A 15,343-nucleotide genomic window follows, 5' to 3' on the forward strand; every position below is an offset into this window, starting at 1 on the left:
AACGATTAGGTGGGTATATTGGGCACCTGTCAGCTATTAACTTTTGAGGAAAGAGGTTTTTCCCATTATGGCAAGTACAAAGAATAATGGACAATTGTTTCAGCTTTCAACAATGTCGTCTCTGCTGGACGGTGTATTTGAAGGCGCGATGAGTTACGATGAGATTAAAGAATATGGGGATTTCGGTATTGGCACCTTTGAACATCTGGATGGTGAAATGATCGCTTTTGACGGACAATTTTACCGATTGCGGGGTGACGGCACAGCTACCCCTCTTAAGAGCGAGGACATGACACCTTTCTGTTCACTGACGTATTTCCAGCCAACCGTTGAGAAAAAGTTTGAGCAACCCCTTGAAAAAGCGGCGTTTGAGAATGAATTGAAGAAGCTGATGGCTAGCGAAAACCTGTTTTACGCCTTCCGGATTGACGGCGTCTTCAAGGAAGTTAGTACGCGAACGGTTGCTTATCAGGAACAACCAATTCCTATGATTGAAGCCGTTAAATCACAACCGATCTTTCATTTTAAAAATGTGAAAGGAACGATTGTCGGTTTCTGGTCGCCTGCTTACACACAAGGTATCGCTGTATCAGGTTTTCATCTCCACTTTATTGATGAGGAACGAAAAGGCGGAGGCCATGTGTTTGACTATTCATTCGATCACGGCACAGTGCAGATCGACAAAAAATCACATATGAGTCTTTACACTCCGGAAACAGAAGGGTTCCTCAAAGCCAATCTTTCACGGAGCGACTTAGAGAAAGAAATTAAAGTAACTGAAGGCTAAAAAAATAGCAATAAATAAAATGATAAATAAAATGATAAATAAAATGATTAAGAGATCTGAAACGGAAAAGATTGTATTTCCGCTTCGGATCTTTTATTTTGACTCTATTGCACGATGATTCATTGTAGATCAGCAGCAGTGTTCTATTCGAGTGAGATGAAGAATACAGTGGGTAAAAACTGTGCCTTTCAAGATTGGAATAAGGATAAAAAAGAGGCAGGCGAAGATCTTGATTCAAATGATGATCATACCGGCATTTGCAGCATTAGGATCGATCATGGTGTTGACCATACTTATCAAGCTATTATTTCATGCGCATGATCTGATTCTATTTCCTGTAGCTCTTGCATTAGGTTTGTTTTACACAGCGTTTGTTGAACAAAGATCTAAGCTGGTTGAAGGTGCTTTGGCTGCAGGGATTTACGCACTTTCAGCTTATGGGCTTTATATGATTGTAAGAAAACTGTTGGTACTCTATCGTCATTCAAAGGAAGGGCCTTACCAGTAATGATTTTTGGAGAGTGAAAATGTATGGGTTTGTTTCATGCGCTTATTTTAAGGCGCTTTTTTTGTTAAATAAAAGGCTCTGTTCATTTCTACTGTTGATCAAAAATTTGCGGAACTCCTGCGGGAAGGTGAAGGTACCTGCTAATTACTCGCCGTGGCGCACTTCGAAAAAGCCTGTCCAACAAGTACATACCCAACGTGGTCCTGGTCTTCTCAAATACTCAGAATGGCCAAGACATGAAATGGGCGATAAATAAATCGTTTATCTGATAGAAAATACACCTTTACCAGGATTACATTTACGAAGTAAAGAGTGTATAGATCCCGATGAAGATCAGCAAAAGCGATGCAGCGTATTCAGACATTCTGCCAATACGTGACCTGAGTCTTTTTAGCCCTACCCGTTGCCCGGCTTCAATGGAGAAAAAGGAGAGCGTGCCGACCGTCAAAGCGACACCAGCAGGATTTAATCCACCAATTCCGGCGCCAAAAGCAGTGCCCATGGCGTTGAAAGATAAAGCAAAGCTTAACCAAAATGTCTCGTTGAAAGAAATAAGATTGTTTTGATCACGATCAATCTGATCCGCCTGGGGAATGGTTTTTGATGGCTTATCACGATGCCTGAATGCACCTGCGAATGTCCAAAGTCCGATGCCGAGAATGATCGCGCCACTCATCATATTCGCGAAGAATTCCGGAATGGAAAATCCAAGCAACGATCCAGCGATAATCGTGGCAAGTGATGTGATCAGTGCCACGGTAGCCATGAATAGATTAGCGATCCAAGTGATTTTTTTACCTTGGATTCCGTACGACATACCGACAGCGAAATTATCAATGCTCGCTGCGATGCCGATTAAGAGAATCATGAACCAATGCATTTTCTCATCCCCTTAGCTACATAAATAGTACAAACGGGCCAACGAATTGTTGTTTTACAAATTGCCCGGTCGGAAGGTATAGTATGTTAAAATAAGAAAGGTGTTCATTAAGAATGCCGACGTTGACATGAAGCTATATAAAAAAGAGTTGGTAGGCTGCTTGTTCCTTTCGGGATCACCGGGAGACAGACAGTAAAGCATGAACCGAATTGGTTGAGAGACAGGTGATCGAGTGAAACAGATTTTAAAGACGCATGGCCTCTTTGACGGCGCTGCCTATTATTATCTGAAATATCGGGGCCAATATAGTGAGCAATTGATACAAACATTAGCAAAAAAGTGTAATTTGGATGGTAAGGGGCGGCTGCTCGATCTAGGCTGTGGAACAGGCAAATTGACTTTCCCGATGGCCAAATATTTTCAGGAGACGATCGGCCTTGATGTCAGTACTGATATGTTGCAATCTGCCCAGAGTCAGTGTGAATTGCTGGATATCGAGAATATGAAATGGGTCAACATGCCTTCTGAAAGCGTGGACGCTAAGCTCGGCACATTCCGGATGATTACGTCAGGAGATGCGTTTCACTGGATGGATCGTGAGCGGGTTCTGAAACTGAGTTATGATCGCCTTGAATCAGGCGGGGCGCTTGCGCTCGTTGGTCAGGGACATATGCTTGGTGATCGTTCACTGGATTGGCAGCAGTCCGTTCAACGAGTTATTGACAACTGGTTTCCCAATGCCGGTCAAAGAAAGATTGGTGTCCGACATGAACAGTTACTGGCTCAATCTTCGTTTCATTCCTTACTAAGCGATCAGATTCATTCAGTAAGACACCGTGATATCCCGTCTATTATTGGCTATCTTTACTCCACTTCAGCATGCCGAAAAGAATTTCTCGGCAAAGATGCACCTAATTTCGAAAAAGAAATGTACGATCAGCTTAAATCGCTTAATTCGAGCGGGATCTTCACAGAGCCTGTTACTGATTATTACATCATTGCATTTAAATAAGGCCACTGTTATTAATAAAATTCAAAGCATTATAGACAGAAATTGAGGAGGAAGCGCGCGTGAATAATCATGACATCGACTACAAAATCGAAGGCCAGGAAATGCAATTTGTAGAAATTGAACTGGATCCAAGTGAGACGGTCATCGCTGAAGCTGGAAGCTTCATGATGATGGAGGACGGGATCGCGATGGAGACGATTTTTGGTGACGGAAGCAGCCAAGGCGGTGGCGTTATGGGCAAGTTGTTTGGAGCCGGAAAACGTTTGCTGACAGGCGAAAGCTTGTTTATGACCGCCTTCACCAATGAAGGAGCTGGAAAGAAGCATGTTTCTTTCGCTTCGCCCTACCCCGGAAAGATTATTCCGCTTGACCTGAGCCAGTATGGTGGCCGAATGATCTGTCAGAAGGATTCGTTTTTATGTGCTGCAAAAGGTGTTTCCGTAGGTATTGCTTTCCAAAAACGATTAGGTACGGGCTTTTTTGGCGGTGAAGGGTTCATCATGCAGAAACTTGAAGGTGACGGGCTCGCCTTTGTTCACGCAGGCGGCATGATTAAAGAAATTGATCTTGAATCTGGTGAAATGCTAAAGGTAGATACAGGCTGCCTTGTCGCAATGACAAGCGGCGTCGACTATGACATTGAGCTAGTCAAAGGCGTGAAAACAGCGTTATTTGGTGGTGAAGGGCTGTTTTTTGCGACTTTAAGAGGTCCGGGAAAAGTGCTCGTTCAATCGCTGCCATTCAGCCGATTGGCGAGCCGCGTGTTCAGTGCGATGCCAGGCAACCCTGTAGGACGAAGCAAGGACGAAGGGAGTATTACAGGCGGTTTGTTTAACCTATTTGACGGCAATTAATTGCTTAGACAATATGTTAATAAATTGACTGCTGTGTTCGCATATAATGGAGCTCCTTTTGATAACAGCGCCGCTGGTAAATGCCGCGGCGCTGTTTCATTCCTTCAAAGTATCTTTTTTTTCGGGCAACATGCTAGGTTTCTGACTGCTAATTCGTTACAATAAAGTGAATGAAATAAATCGGAGTGGTATCAGGTGAGTGAAACAAAGAACCGGAATGTATCGGATACGGCGTCCGGAAAGAAAAGTATGAAATGGGTGTTCTGGCTGCTTGCCGCGAAGGTCCTCTTTATTCTTTTGCTTGCTGGGCTGACTATCTGGATTATTTACGCTGTTCGCGCTGCAAATATGGACGGAAATCAGGCCAACCATTTTGAGCGTGTGCTCGGGGCAGGCTACAGCAATGATGGAAAAACGCTATGGCTTGGAACTGAGAAAAAGTTGCTTTTCTATAAAAAAGGCGTCTGGCATGCAGAAAAACTTAAAGATGATGAACATGCGACAGCCTTTTTACCTATTAACTCAGGATTCATTCAGCAGAATATGGATCGCAGTTTACACTGGAAAACTCTGAATCAAGAACGCTTGATAAGCAATTCAGTGAAAAGGGATCATAGAGTTTTGGCAGTTGGTTACGCGACTGGAAGACTTTATAATCTGCGGCAGAGCGGCAGCAGTCAGATTCTTCTTTTTTCAGATGACGGAGGGAAGAAATGGAAGGACAAGAGCCTGGATCATATAGTTGGTACCGTGCAGGCTATAGCCGCAGCACCAAAAAATAAGCAATTGCTGTCGATTGGAACAACAAACGGTCTTTATGTAAGCGAAGATAATGGTGTGCATTTTCAACATTACTTAAAAGGTTATTCTGTTACCTGTGTATCCTATGGCTTCTCCAAACAAACTTCACTGCTTGCTGGTACTACGGGCAAGGAAACAGAGCTTTATCAGATTCTTCCAGATCAGAAGAAAACCATCAATCTCGATATGGGCACTGTGGAGAGCGATAATCTAATTCAGATTGCACAAAACCCTGTAAAATTTGGTGAGGCAGCCATGTTGACAAAGCACGGTGATATTTACCTGACTGAAAACAGTGGGCAGAACTGGACGATTTTGGCAAAAAAAGGACGCGCATTGAATGGAAGATAATAAGAATAAAGACTAAATCTATGATACACTGATGGAAATGACGAAAGGATCGGTGAAAAAATGATTCAAACGGTTTTATTCGATGTCGATGGCGTTTTTCTCAGTGAGGAACGTTATTTTGACGCTTCGGCGCTCACAGTCAGAGAATTGCTTCTGAGTGAAAACTATCTTGGACTGGGGAATAGCCGAAACTTTCAGACGGAATACAGCGATGAAGAAATCGCGGAGATCCGATCGAAACTATTCTTGAACGACGATGTGCTGAATTTCTTAAAATCCCGAGGCATGAATGCAAACTGGGATATGATTTACATAACGATATCCGTTCAACTGATCCATTTGACTGAGCAGCTTCCGAGCGACGTGCGCGCTGAAGCGGCAAAGCTTTTGACAAGGACGATTGATCAAAAAACACTGGATCAATTCAGAGCGTGGTTTAAAAATTATCCGGTAAAACCAGACTTTAGCCAATTTATGATCGATTTTCGTGAGAGCAAAGCTGTGAAGCAAGAGTTGATTCTTTATTTGAACGAGATAGCGGAGCGGCGGCTTGGTATTAAGACCGATGTTTTTAAACCGAAGAGTACTTTCTGGCATATAGGGGAGCATGCCTCGCAAGAATGGTACATAGGTGATGAGAATGTTCTTGGAGCAACCGGCTTGCCTTCAGTTCAGACAGGGAAGAAAGGGTTCATGAATGAAGAGGTTACACTGGCAGAACCTGATTTTATTCGTGGAATGTTTCAGACCTTCCGTGACAAGGGACTGCAGGTAGGTATTGCTACCGGACGCCCTCGCCTTGAGACCGTTAAACCATTTACGTACTTGAATTGGATTGGTGAGCTCGATCAAAACCATATTGTTACCGCCGACGATGTGCTGGCGGCAGAACGGAAATATGATGCAGCACCTCTTGCAAAGCCGCATCCGTTTACGTATCTTACCTCATTTTATGGAAAAGACAGCGATATTGAACGCTGGACTGCCCGCCAGCCGGAAAAACTTCCAGATGGGGAACAAACCTTGATTGTTGGCGATTCGCTAGCCGATTTGCTCTGTGCGAAGCAATTGGGGTGCAGATTTGCAGGAGTATTGACCGGGCTTTCAGGCCAGAAAGCCCGAAGTGAACTGGAAGAGCACGGTGCCGACTTTATCCTCGATTCGGTCGCGGATGTGAAGGAACTCGTGCTCGAACTAATAGAAAAATAATTGATCAAAAAGGGCGGGCTTGTATAGTCCGCCTTATTTTTTTACTGCTCTGATGAATAAGTTTGTTGTTTTTTGATTCATTAAGAGAGATTACGATTCAATAATTGTTTGATCAACACGAAAATAGATGTCGTCTACATTCAGATTTTGTAGAGTAGAAAGAAGGTTAGTATGTGTCTATCAGAGAAAAAGTAGGCGTTGATGTCGGTGGAACACTAATAAAAGCAGCTATTCATACCGAGAATGACTGGATTTATCAATCCTTCCCCATAAGTCAGATTGATGATGTCGCCGGATGGTTAACTAAGCATTCTGATCACCGATCATTGTGTCTGACAGGCGGAAAAGCGAGCCTTTTACAGTCAAAGATGAGTCGATCAGACATTTATTTCGCCCCGGAATTTTTAGCCTCATGCAATGGTGCACGTTATCTGTTAACGATGCAACAAACAAACACACTTACGGATTTTATCCTGACCAATGTTGGTACAGGAACGTCCATGAACCTGATTAAAGGAGAAACGCAGCAATGGATCGGCGGAACAGGAGTTGGAGGCGGTACAATAATGGGTCTTTCGCGGTTATTAACCGGAATTCACGATTATGATCGATTGGTGAAATTAGCTGCGTCAGGAAGAAGAGATACTGTTGACTTGACGGTCGCCAATATCTATGAGGGAGAAACACCACCGATACCAGGCGATCTAACAGCTAGTAATTTTGGCGGTTTAATGGGTCAGCCAAGCACCCCCTCATCTGTAGATCAGTTGGCTTCAGTGATTGGGCTCGTTGCGGAAACCGTTGCCTCATTAAGCGTATTTGCTGCTAAGAACGCTCATGTAGATCATGCCGTTTATATTGGGAGTTCATTTGTCGACAATTCACAATTAAGCAAGATTGTGGAATCCTATAGTAATTATTGTGGGATCACACCTATTATTCTTCATCATGGGCAATTCTGCGGAGCAATTGGTGCGGCTTTGGAAGTATAGCTCAGTTGGAAGACCTATATGAACGTCAAAAGAACATAATTAATTATTTGATAGAGTGACAGACGCACTTTGAATAAGATATAGATAAGAAACCTCCGCTCATCCCATGCTGGGAATAAGAGGAGGTTTCTTGGATGGGTCAAAAGTTTAGTTTTCTTCTTCAGGTACATCTATTTCAACAAATTGGACATCATTCAGATCTTGAATGCCAAGAATTTCTGTACGAACGTTTTCCGGTACCGGTTTGTCGACGGTTAAGACCATAACCGCTTTTCCGCCGATCGTCTGGCGCCCAACGTACATACTGCCAATATTGATGCTGCCTTTTCCGAGTATTGATCCCACACTACCGATCATGCCCGGCACGTCCATATGGTCGATGTACAGCAAATATTTTTCGGGTTCCATATCTAGGCGATAGCCATTGATTGATACAATTCGGCCGCCGAATCCGGAAAGGTATGTGCAGGCGATCGTTGCCTTGTCGTCTCCATTCACGATTTCAAGCTCAATAAAGTTTGTGAATCCCTTATGAGCAGCATTTTTTTGTACGCTGTAGGAGAGGCTGTGCGCCTTAAGCACCTGCATGACGTTCACAATATTAATCGAAGAATCAAGGTAATAAGAGAGTAGGGCCTTGATCATCTGCCGTGTCAGTAGTCCTGTGTCTTCGAGAAAAAGTTCGCCGTAGTAATTAATATTGATTTTTTCAGGTGCCTTCTTGAAAATTTGCATCAGCAGTTCGGCCATCTGTTCGCTCAGCGTCAGATAAGGCCTGATTTTTTGCTGAACTGAAGCAGAAATGTGCGGCAGGTTGATTGCGTGTTGAACGCTGCCAGCTGTGAATATGCCGACAATTTCTTCACTGACTGATTCCGCAACTTTTTCTTGCGCTTCGGCTGTCGACGCACCGAGGTGCGGGGTCACGATGATCCGGGGATTCTGTGTGAGCCCTGTATTCTGAGGAGGTTCATGTTCAAATACATCGATTGCCGCTCCGGCCACTTGTCCACTGTTCACCGCGTCTACCAATGCTTGTTCATCAATAATTCCACCACGGGCACAGTTAACGATTCGCAAGCCTTTTTTTGTTTTGGCAAAATAATCAGCATCAATCAGTCCGCGTGTCTCAGGAGTCAATGGAGTGTGAACGGTAATGAAATCTGCTTGTTCAGCAATCTCATCCAGACTTGCCTTGATTATGCCAAGTTTCTTTGCACGGTCTTCGGTAAGGAATGGGTCATAACCAAGAATATTCATCTGGAAGCCCTTTGCCCGTTTGGCAACCTCTGTACCGATTCTGCCCATACCGACAACGCCAAGCGTCTTCTGATAAAGTTCAACGCCTTTGAAAAGTTTGCGTTCCCATTTTCCCGAAGTTAGGGAGCCGTACGCCTGTGGGATGCTGCGTGCCAGTGAGAGCATCATAGCTAGTGTATGTTCCGTTGCAGCGATCGTATTGCCGGCCGGAGCATTGATAACAATGATGCCTTTTTCAGTAGCTGCTTCAATATCAATATTGTCGACACCGACACCAGCTCGTGCAATCACCTTCAGCCGATCAGCGGCCTGAATAATGTCGCGTGTGACTTGTGTCTGGCTGCGGACAATCAAAGCATCGTAATCCTTGATCATTTCAGCGAGCACTGCCGGATCAAGACCGGTCTGCTGTTCAACCTTGAATTCAGGATTGCTTGTCAGTGCCCGCAAACCGCTCTCACTGATTGGATCCGTAACAATGACTTTATACATGCTGTACCCAAACCTCCTCGGCTTTTTTGACGGCTGCGCCGAAACGCGGCGTCTGTCCAAATTTTGCTAATGTCAATTCGAGTGCGCTCAATACTTTCAGGACGTCGAAAGGTGTGCAATAGCCCATATGTCCAATCCGGAAGATCTTGCCCTTTAAATCTTTTTGTCCGCCTGCGATGGTGATTGAGAAATCTTTCTTTAGCGCTTTTTGAATATCAGGAGCGGAGATTCCTTCAGGCTTAACAGCTGTAACTGTCGGTGAAGCGTCAGCCTCTGAAGTCAACAGAGGGAGGCCAAGCTCACGAACGCCTGCGCGTATCATGTCTCTGAGTAGAAGATGGCGTTTGATCACATTCACCCAGCCTTCTTCTTCAATCATGTCGCAAACTGCTTGAGCACCTTGAATGAGCGAAACAGCCGGTGTGAACGGCGTCGACTTTTGTTTTTCATAAGTATCTACATAACGTTTCAGATCGAGATAGAAGCGTCTTTCCGGACATTCGCGAATCGCTTTTAAGCCTTTATCACTAAAAGCGACGAATGCAAGACCAGGAGGAAGCATTAGTGCTTTTTGTGAACTGGTGACGAGCAAGTCGATGTTGTCCTTTTCCATATCAACAGGAACAGCGCCGATGCAGCTTACACCATCCACTAGGAACAACGCATCTGTCTTTTCCTTAACCACCTTGCCAAGCGCGTGGATAGGGTTCAGAACACCTGTCGACGTTTCGTTGAACGTGCCGAACACTGCCTTAATCGGTGTGCCTGCAAGACTGTCAATAAACGCTTCGAGTTGTTCAGGTGAACAGGATTTGCCCCACTCAATATTCAAACGGTGAACAGTTGCCCCGTAATTTTCCGCGATCGTAGCCAGGCGGTCGCCAAAGGAACCGGCGACAATGACAATGGCGTGGTCGCCTTCATGAACCGTATTCACGACGGCCGCCTCAAGTGCCGAAGTGCCGCTGCTTGTCAAAATCATAACAGGATGCTTGGTGCCGAAAACAGGTTGGAGCCGTGTTGCGACATCTTCAATCAGTACGGAGAAGTCAGGACTCCGGTGCCCGATCATCGGGCGCGCCATAGCGGCATTTACTTGGTTTGGAATTGGGGTCGGGCCTGGTGTAAACAAATACGTCTGATCTAAAAACAATGAACTCATCCTTTCTGTTTCTCTTTGATCTGCGGAAACGAGGCAATGCAGTGCATGTCCCGTCCGTTAATATAATAAAAACGTCCCTCGCGACATGCAGAAACATGCCGCGAGGGACGTTAGTATACGTGGTGCCACCCTCATTTACCGCCAACGCAAAATCCAAAAGCTAGGCGGTCTTCATTAAATTCGATAACGACTTTGAGCCGAATCAGCCTACTCAGGTGACCTACAGAGAGTGAATCTCTTACAAAGTCAAATGTTCAACTGATTTATTCCGAAGTGCTAAGTTAGGAGGAAATCGTACCGGCTCTCAGCAGTCACCGGTTCTCTGAAACTGATCTCCCAAAAACTGTTGTCTTCATCATCACATGTAAATTTATAAAATTCATAACTTATTGTGTCCAAATTGTAACAGCAATTGGATTGTTTGTAAAGAAAAATATTTTTTTCTGAAAGAGAGTGCTCTTTTCTTTACTTACTTGGTTCCGGAGACATTTCTTTAATCGCATGATCAAGAACCATTAGCAATTCTTTCATATCGTCCATTTTTCCGATCGTGATTCGGACACCGTCCTGAAATGCGTTAATTAAATAACCATTTTTCTTGCAAAGTTCTGCAACTTTTTTTGGTTCGGCGACCTTCACAAAAATAAAATTGGCTTGAGTCTTGTAATAGGAAATCCCTTTCGCATCAAGAAAAGAAGTGGTCATTGCCGAGACTTCATTATTTTTTCTTACACATTCATCTTTAAAAGCGTCATCCTTAAGCGCAGCAAGCGCTGCTACCTGGCTCAATCGTGGATTATTGAACGGAGGCCTGACTTTGTCAATTTCTTCGATTACGCGACGTCCGCCAATCGCATAACCAACCCGGAAGGAAGCTAATCCGTACGATTTGGAGAAGGTTCTGAGTACCAGTACATTCTCATTCATCGCAAGATAATCAATTCCGTTTGGAAAGTCAGCTGCTGTGACAAAATCAATATAGGCCTCGTCAAGGACAATAATCACATCTTTTGGCACACGCTGGATAAAATCATTCAACTCTTCGGCATTCAGGTAAGTACCAGTTGGATTATTCGGATTGCAGACCCAAATGATTTTGGTCGTAGGATCAATGGCTTCGAACATGGCGTTTAAATCATGTTTTCCATCACTGTCGCATGGAATCCTTTTTGTAGTTGCGCCCTCAATCTGGGCATGGCAATAATATTCATAAAATGTTGGCCAGGCCATGATGATGCTGTCACCTGATTCGAGAAATGCACGGCTGATCAAAACGATCATCTCATCCAGGCCGGCACCAAACAGAAAATGTTCCGGCCCAACACCAAGCCGCGTCGATAACTCAAGGCGTAATGCCTGGTTGCGGCAATCGGGGTAGAGCTCAGGCAGCAGCATGTCTTCGCTTATTGCTTTGCGTACATTCGGGGAAGCGCCATACACATTTTCATTTGAATCCAGTTTGACGATCCTTTCCAAGCCATAAGCTTGCTTAATCTCATCTGTGGATGGACCGGGATTATAGGCCCTGAGGTTTTCAAGATTTTTCTTAAACACGTGCAACCCTCCTTATCTTTGACCGTATCACATTTTGCAGAACGCTTATTCTTTCACAATATTCCATGGATTTTCAGAAGCCACTGATTAGAAAGCCGTTGTTCAAAATTTTAATAAAACCCCTGATTTAGCAGGGGAGTGCAAGTCCGCTCAATCCATTACATTTAAACATGGGGAACAGTAAAAGTAAAGATGTGCTCATGGATTGCTAAGCGGTACACGAGTTGTGCACACGCAGAAAAAATGGACGTGTGGGCATTTTTTTAAAAGTGGAGCTGGAAAAGCAATGTATAAGTTGCATGTCTGTTATGCATGAATAAGCGTTAAAAAAAATACGAAATCACTGATTTAGAAAACGTTTACAGAAAATTATTTTCAAATGAAAGCGTTTGATGTACAATAGAATCATAGATGAAGGAGGGACTTATGCATGGCAGAGAGTCAATGTATTGTACGCATTCAGTCAGCCTATCCACATTTAAGCGAAAAGGAACGAAGAATTGCTGATTACATTTTAAATCATCCGAAGGAAACGATTCACAGCAGCATCAATCAAGTGTCCGCACGAATAAAAGTTGCCGATGCAACCGTTTTCCGTTTTTGCCGGAGACTGGATTTCAAAGGGTTTCAAGAAATGAAAATTGTGCTGGCTTCAGATATCGCTCGAAGTAAGCGCTTCGATGAGAGCAAGAATACTGAGCAGAACGATGATGTACTAGGCCTGGCGGAGCAAGTGTTTCAGGATAACATTCGTACACTTGAAAACACGTATCAGATACTGAATAGCGAACAGTTTAAAAAGGCAATCGATATTTTAGCTCATTCTGAACGGATTGCTTTCTTTGGCAGCAGTGGATCAGCGCTCATTGCTCAAGAAGCACACAGGAAATTTGTAAGAGCCGGTGTCATGACTTATGCGCCAAGTGATGGAGAATTTCAAATGTTATCAGCGTCTCAATTGACGGATCGGGATGCAGCGGTATTTATCTCTTATTCAGCGGCAGATAAGCATCTTGTTCAGGTTGCGAAAACGGCGAAACAAAAGGGTTGCCCTACGATCGGATTAACCGGCTTTATGAAATCTGCACTTGCTGAACTGATGGATGTATCGCTTCATACAGTTTCGGTGCCAACTGATTTCAGATCTGAGTCTTATGTGGCACGCGCTGCTCAAGTGACGCTGATCGACGCGCTTTTTGTCAGCGTAATGCATCAGCGTCAGAAAAAACAACAGATTGATGACAAACTTCAAGATGTGCTTTTGCAGGGATAATTGTGAAATCCAATGGAAACGGTTGTAGGAAAAAGCACGCTCCATTTGTCCATGGATATGGGTGCATTCAGTATTGTGAATGCATCACGAGAAACAGAATGTATAGGCAGCCTAGTACGGCAGCAAAAAAGAAAATAAAGATCCAGCCAATTTTCACTTTCATAAAAAAACCTCCTCATCTGTTCATAGTTTGATCAGATGGGGAGGTTTCTATTTAGGTACTCGTTATTGAAATCGTTAATTATTTGGTGGAGACGATGTGAATACGTGCGCCATGATTCACTGGTTCAAGAACAACGCATTCATAGTCTGGGAACGCATTTTGCAGAGCATCCCGAACCTGACTGCTCTTTTCATGGTCGGCGAGCGACATGACTGTAGGTCCGGCTCCGCTTAGGAAGGTGCCGTAAGCACCACTCTCGTGAGCAATTAATACGATCTTGTCCATATCCGGAATAAGCTTTGCACGATAAGGTTGGTGAAAAAGATCGCTCTCCATCATTTTACCTGCTGTAGCACCATTTTCGGTGAGCAGGGCAGCAATCAGCACATTACCTACACTGCTCGCTTCAATCGCCTGTTTGAATGAAAGGCTTTTGGGCAGTGCCTTACGCGCTTCGCTTGTTTTTAATTCGTAATTTGGTATGACGGTCACGAAATCAAATTTTGGCGCCGGAAGCAGTACACTTGAGACACTGGTTTGAGATTGGGTCGATACCACTAAACCACCGTAGAGCGAGGCCGTAACATTATCCGGATGACCTTCTGCTTTGCAAGCAATCCAGGATTTTTCTTCCAACGTCATGTTGAGGTCAAGAAGAAAATCAGCAAGCTCAATGCCGGCGATAATTGCTGCGCCGCTGCTACCCAAACCATGAGATAGTGGAATGTCATTAAGCACGTCCACCGAATAGGGAGGCAAATCTTTTCCATGTTGGTCTGCTATTTTTTTAGCAGTAACAAAGATTAGGTTGCTTTCCAATGCAGGACGGAATGTAGGCTGATTGATATAATGAAATGCCCACGATTCAGCTTTGACAGCGTTTAGAACCAGATAGCGACCGAAGGCAAGACCAATTGAATCAAATCCTGGCCCGAGATTGGCTGTGCTTCCAGGCACTTTTATCTGGAATGCCGACGGTTCATTCATTTGGACACCTGCTGTAAATGATCGACAACTGCCGATTCCTCAGCGCCAATTATTGTCGGTTCAATGGTCAATGTATCCATCGCTGTTGCTGGATCCTTCAGGCCGTTACCGGTCAGGATACAGACAATCTTCGATCCTTTCTTGATTTTTCCAGCTTCGACGTGTTTAATCAGGCCGGCGATTGAAGCGCAAGAAGCAGGTTCAGCAAACACACCTTCCGTGCGGGCGATCAGTTTGTAAGCAGCAATGATTTCATCATCAGTAACGGAGTCAATTTCTCCATGTGATTCTTTTTCAGCGGCGACCGCGAGTTTCCAGCTGGCAGGGTTGCCGATCCGGATCGCAGTAGCAATGGTTTCAGGATGTTCGATCACTTTATTTTTAACAATCGCCGCAGAACCTTCGGCTTCGAATCCGTGAATTTCAGGAGGAGCGATTTGCTTATTGTCGCGCAGTTCCTTAAAGCCTTTCCAGTATGCAGAAATATTGCCAGCATTTCCGACAGGAATGCAGAGTACATCCGGAGCGGAACCGAGCTGGTCAACAATTTCATAGGCGCCTGTTTTCTGACCTTCCAGTCTATAAGGGTTGATTGAGTTGACGATTGCTAAGTCGGAATGAGCCCCTGTGTAGCGTACGATGTCAAGTGCTTGGTCAAAGTTGCCGTTGACTTCAAAAATTTTAGCGCCATACATGACAGACTGAGCCAGTTTTCCAAGAGCAATTTTTCCTTTTGGAATGACGATGATGCAGTCCATTCCAGCACGTGCACTGTATGCAGCGGCTGAAGCGGACGTGTTGCCGGTCGACGCGCAGATGACACCAGTGCTGCCGTTTTCTTTAGCTTTGGCAACAGCAAGAAACATCCCGCGATCTTTGAAGCTGCCTGTTGGGTTCAAGCCTTCAAATTTTCCATAAATCTCACAGCCTAATTGCTCAGAAAGCTTTTCGAGCGGGATAAGTGGAGTGTTCCCTTCAAGCAAAGTCAGGCGCGGCGTTTTGTCGGTCACCGGCAAAACATCCTTGTATTTTTCCATAAGTCCTTTCCAAACCATTAC

At 44.4% G+C, this 15,343-nt stretch carries 14 protein-coding genes; 8 read left to right on the top strand and 6 right to left on the bottom strand.

The genetic code is table 11. The features are described from left to right. Positions 1–67 precede the first annotated feature (67 nt). Positions 68–787: an acetolactate decarboxylase gene (gene budA, locus P343_RS23015; protein WP_023509089.1), complete on the top strand. Its 720-nt coding sequence runs from the start codon at positions 68–70 to the stop codon at positions 785–787. Between the two features lie 229 nt (positions 788–1,016). Then, a complete protein-coding gene (locus P343_RS23020) occupies positions 1,017–1,295 on the top strand; it encodes a hypothetical protein (protein ID WP_023509090.1) in 279 nt (92 codons plus the stop codon). Between the two features lie 298 nt (positions 1,296–1,593). Here the strand turns inward: P343_RS23020 and P343_RS23025 are convergent, their stop codons facing one another. Then, a complete protein-coding gene (locus tag P343_RS23025; protein WP_023509091.1) occupies positions 1,594–2,175 on the bottom strand; it encodes a manganese efflux pump MntP in 582 nt (193 codons plus the stop codon). A gap of 232 nt (positions 2,176–2,407) precedes the next feature. Between P343_RS23025 and P343_RS23030 the strand changes: the two genes are divergently transcribed. From P343_RS23030 to coaW, 5 genes are all read left to right on the top strand, one after another. Continuing rightward, on the top strand, positions 2,408–3,187 hold the full coding sequence (locus P343_RS23030) for a class I SAM-dependent methyltransferase (RefSeq protein WP_023509092.1): 780 nt from the start codon (positions 2,408–2,410) through the stop codon (positions 3,185–3,187). Positions 3,188–3,246: 59 nt separating this feature from the next. Further along, the gene (locus tag P343_RS23035) at positions 3,247–4,041 is read left to right on the top strand and encodes a TIGR00266 family protein (RefSeq protein ID WP_023509093.1); all 795 of its coding nucleotides are present in this window, start codon (positions 3,247–3,249) and stop codon (positions 4,039–4,041) included. Positions 4,042–4,236: 195 nt separating this feature from the next. Next, complete coding sequence (locus P343_RS23040) at positions 4,237–5,193, top strand: beta propeller repeat protein (RefSeq protein ID WP_023509094.1); 957 nt, start codon at positions 4,237–4,239, stop codon at positions 5,191–5,193. Between the two features lie 60 nt (positions 5,194–5,253). Further along, a complete protein-coding gene (locus tag P343_RS23045) occupies positions 5,254–6,402 on the top strand; it encodes an HAD family hydrolase (protein WP_023509095.1) in 1,149 nt (382 codons plus the stop codon). 173 nt (positions 6,403–6,575) lie between these two features. Then, positions 6,576–7,394, top strand: coding sequence for a type II pantothenate kinase (coaW, locus tag P343_RS23050; RefSeq protein WP_023509096.1), 819 nt, complete (start codon positions 6,576–6,578; stop codon positions 7,392–7,394). Positions 7,395–7,541: 147 nt separating this feature from the next. On the opposite strand, the gene serA is transcribed toward coaW, so the two are convergent. The 3 genes from serA to hisC form a co-directional block, all read right to left on the bottom strand. After that, positions 7,542–9,146, bottom strand: a complete 1,605-nt coding sequence (serA, locus tag P343_RS23055; protein WP_023509097.1) for a phosphoglycerate dehydrogenase — start codon at positions 9,144–9,146, stop codon at positions 7,542–7,544. Next, the gene (locus P343_RS23060; RefSeq protein WP_023509098.1) at positions 9,139–10,308 is read right to left on the bottom strand and encodes a pyridoxal-phosphate-dependent aminotransferase family protein; all 1,170 of its coding nucleotides are present in this window, start codon (positions 10,306–10,308) and stop codon (positions 9,139–9,141) included. The genes serA and P343_RS23060 overlap by 8 nt, the downstream gene beginning before the upstream one ends. 465 nt (positions 10,309–10,773) lie before the next feature. After that, positions 10,774–11,862: a histidinol-phosphate transaminase gene (gene hisC, locus P343_RS23065; RefSeq protein WP_023509099.1), complete on the bottom strand. Its 1,089-nt coding sequence runs from the start codon at positions 11,860–11,862 to the stop codon at positions 10,774–10,776. A 430-nt stretch (positions 11,863–12,292) separates the two neighbouring features. On the opposite strand from hisC, the gene P343_RS23070 reads away from it, so the two are divergent. Further along, positions 12,293–13,135 carry a MurR/RpiR family transcriptional regulator gene (locus tag P343_RS23070; RefSeq protein WP_023509100.1) on the top strand — a complete coding sequence of 281 codons (843 nt, stop codon included), beginning with the start codon at positions 12,293–12,295 and terminating at the stop codon, positions 13,133–13,135. A gap of 241 nt (positions 13,136–13,376) precedes the next feature. Here the strand turns inward: P343_RS23070 and thrB are convergent, their stop codons facing one another. Both thrB and thrC read right to left on the bottom strand, forming a co-directional pair. Further along, positions 13,377–14,285 carry a homoserine kinase gene (gene thrB / locus P343_RS23075; protein WP_023509102.1) on the bottom strand — a complete coding sequence of 303 codons (909 nt, stop codon included), beginning with the start codon at positions 14,283–14,285 and terminating at the stop codon, positions 13,377–13,379. Beyond that, entirely contained in the window at positions 14,282–15,340 is a 1,059-nt protein-coding gene (gene thrC / locus P343_RS23080) for a threonine synthase (RefSeq protein ID WP_023509103.1), read from the bottom strand. The genes thrB and thrC overlap by 4 nt, the downstream gene beginning before the upstream one ends. Between the last annotated feature and the right edge of the window lie 3 nt (positions 15,341–15,343).

The organism is Sporolactobacillus laevolacticus DSM 442 (assembly GCF_000497245.1).
GTDB lineage: Bacteria > Bacillota > Bacilli > Bacillales > Sporolactobacillaceae > Sporolactobacillus > Sporolactobacillus laevolacticus.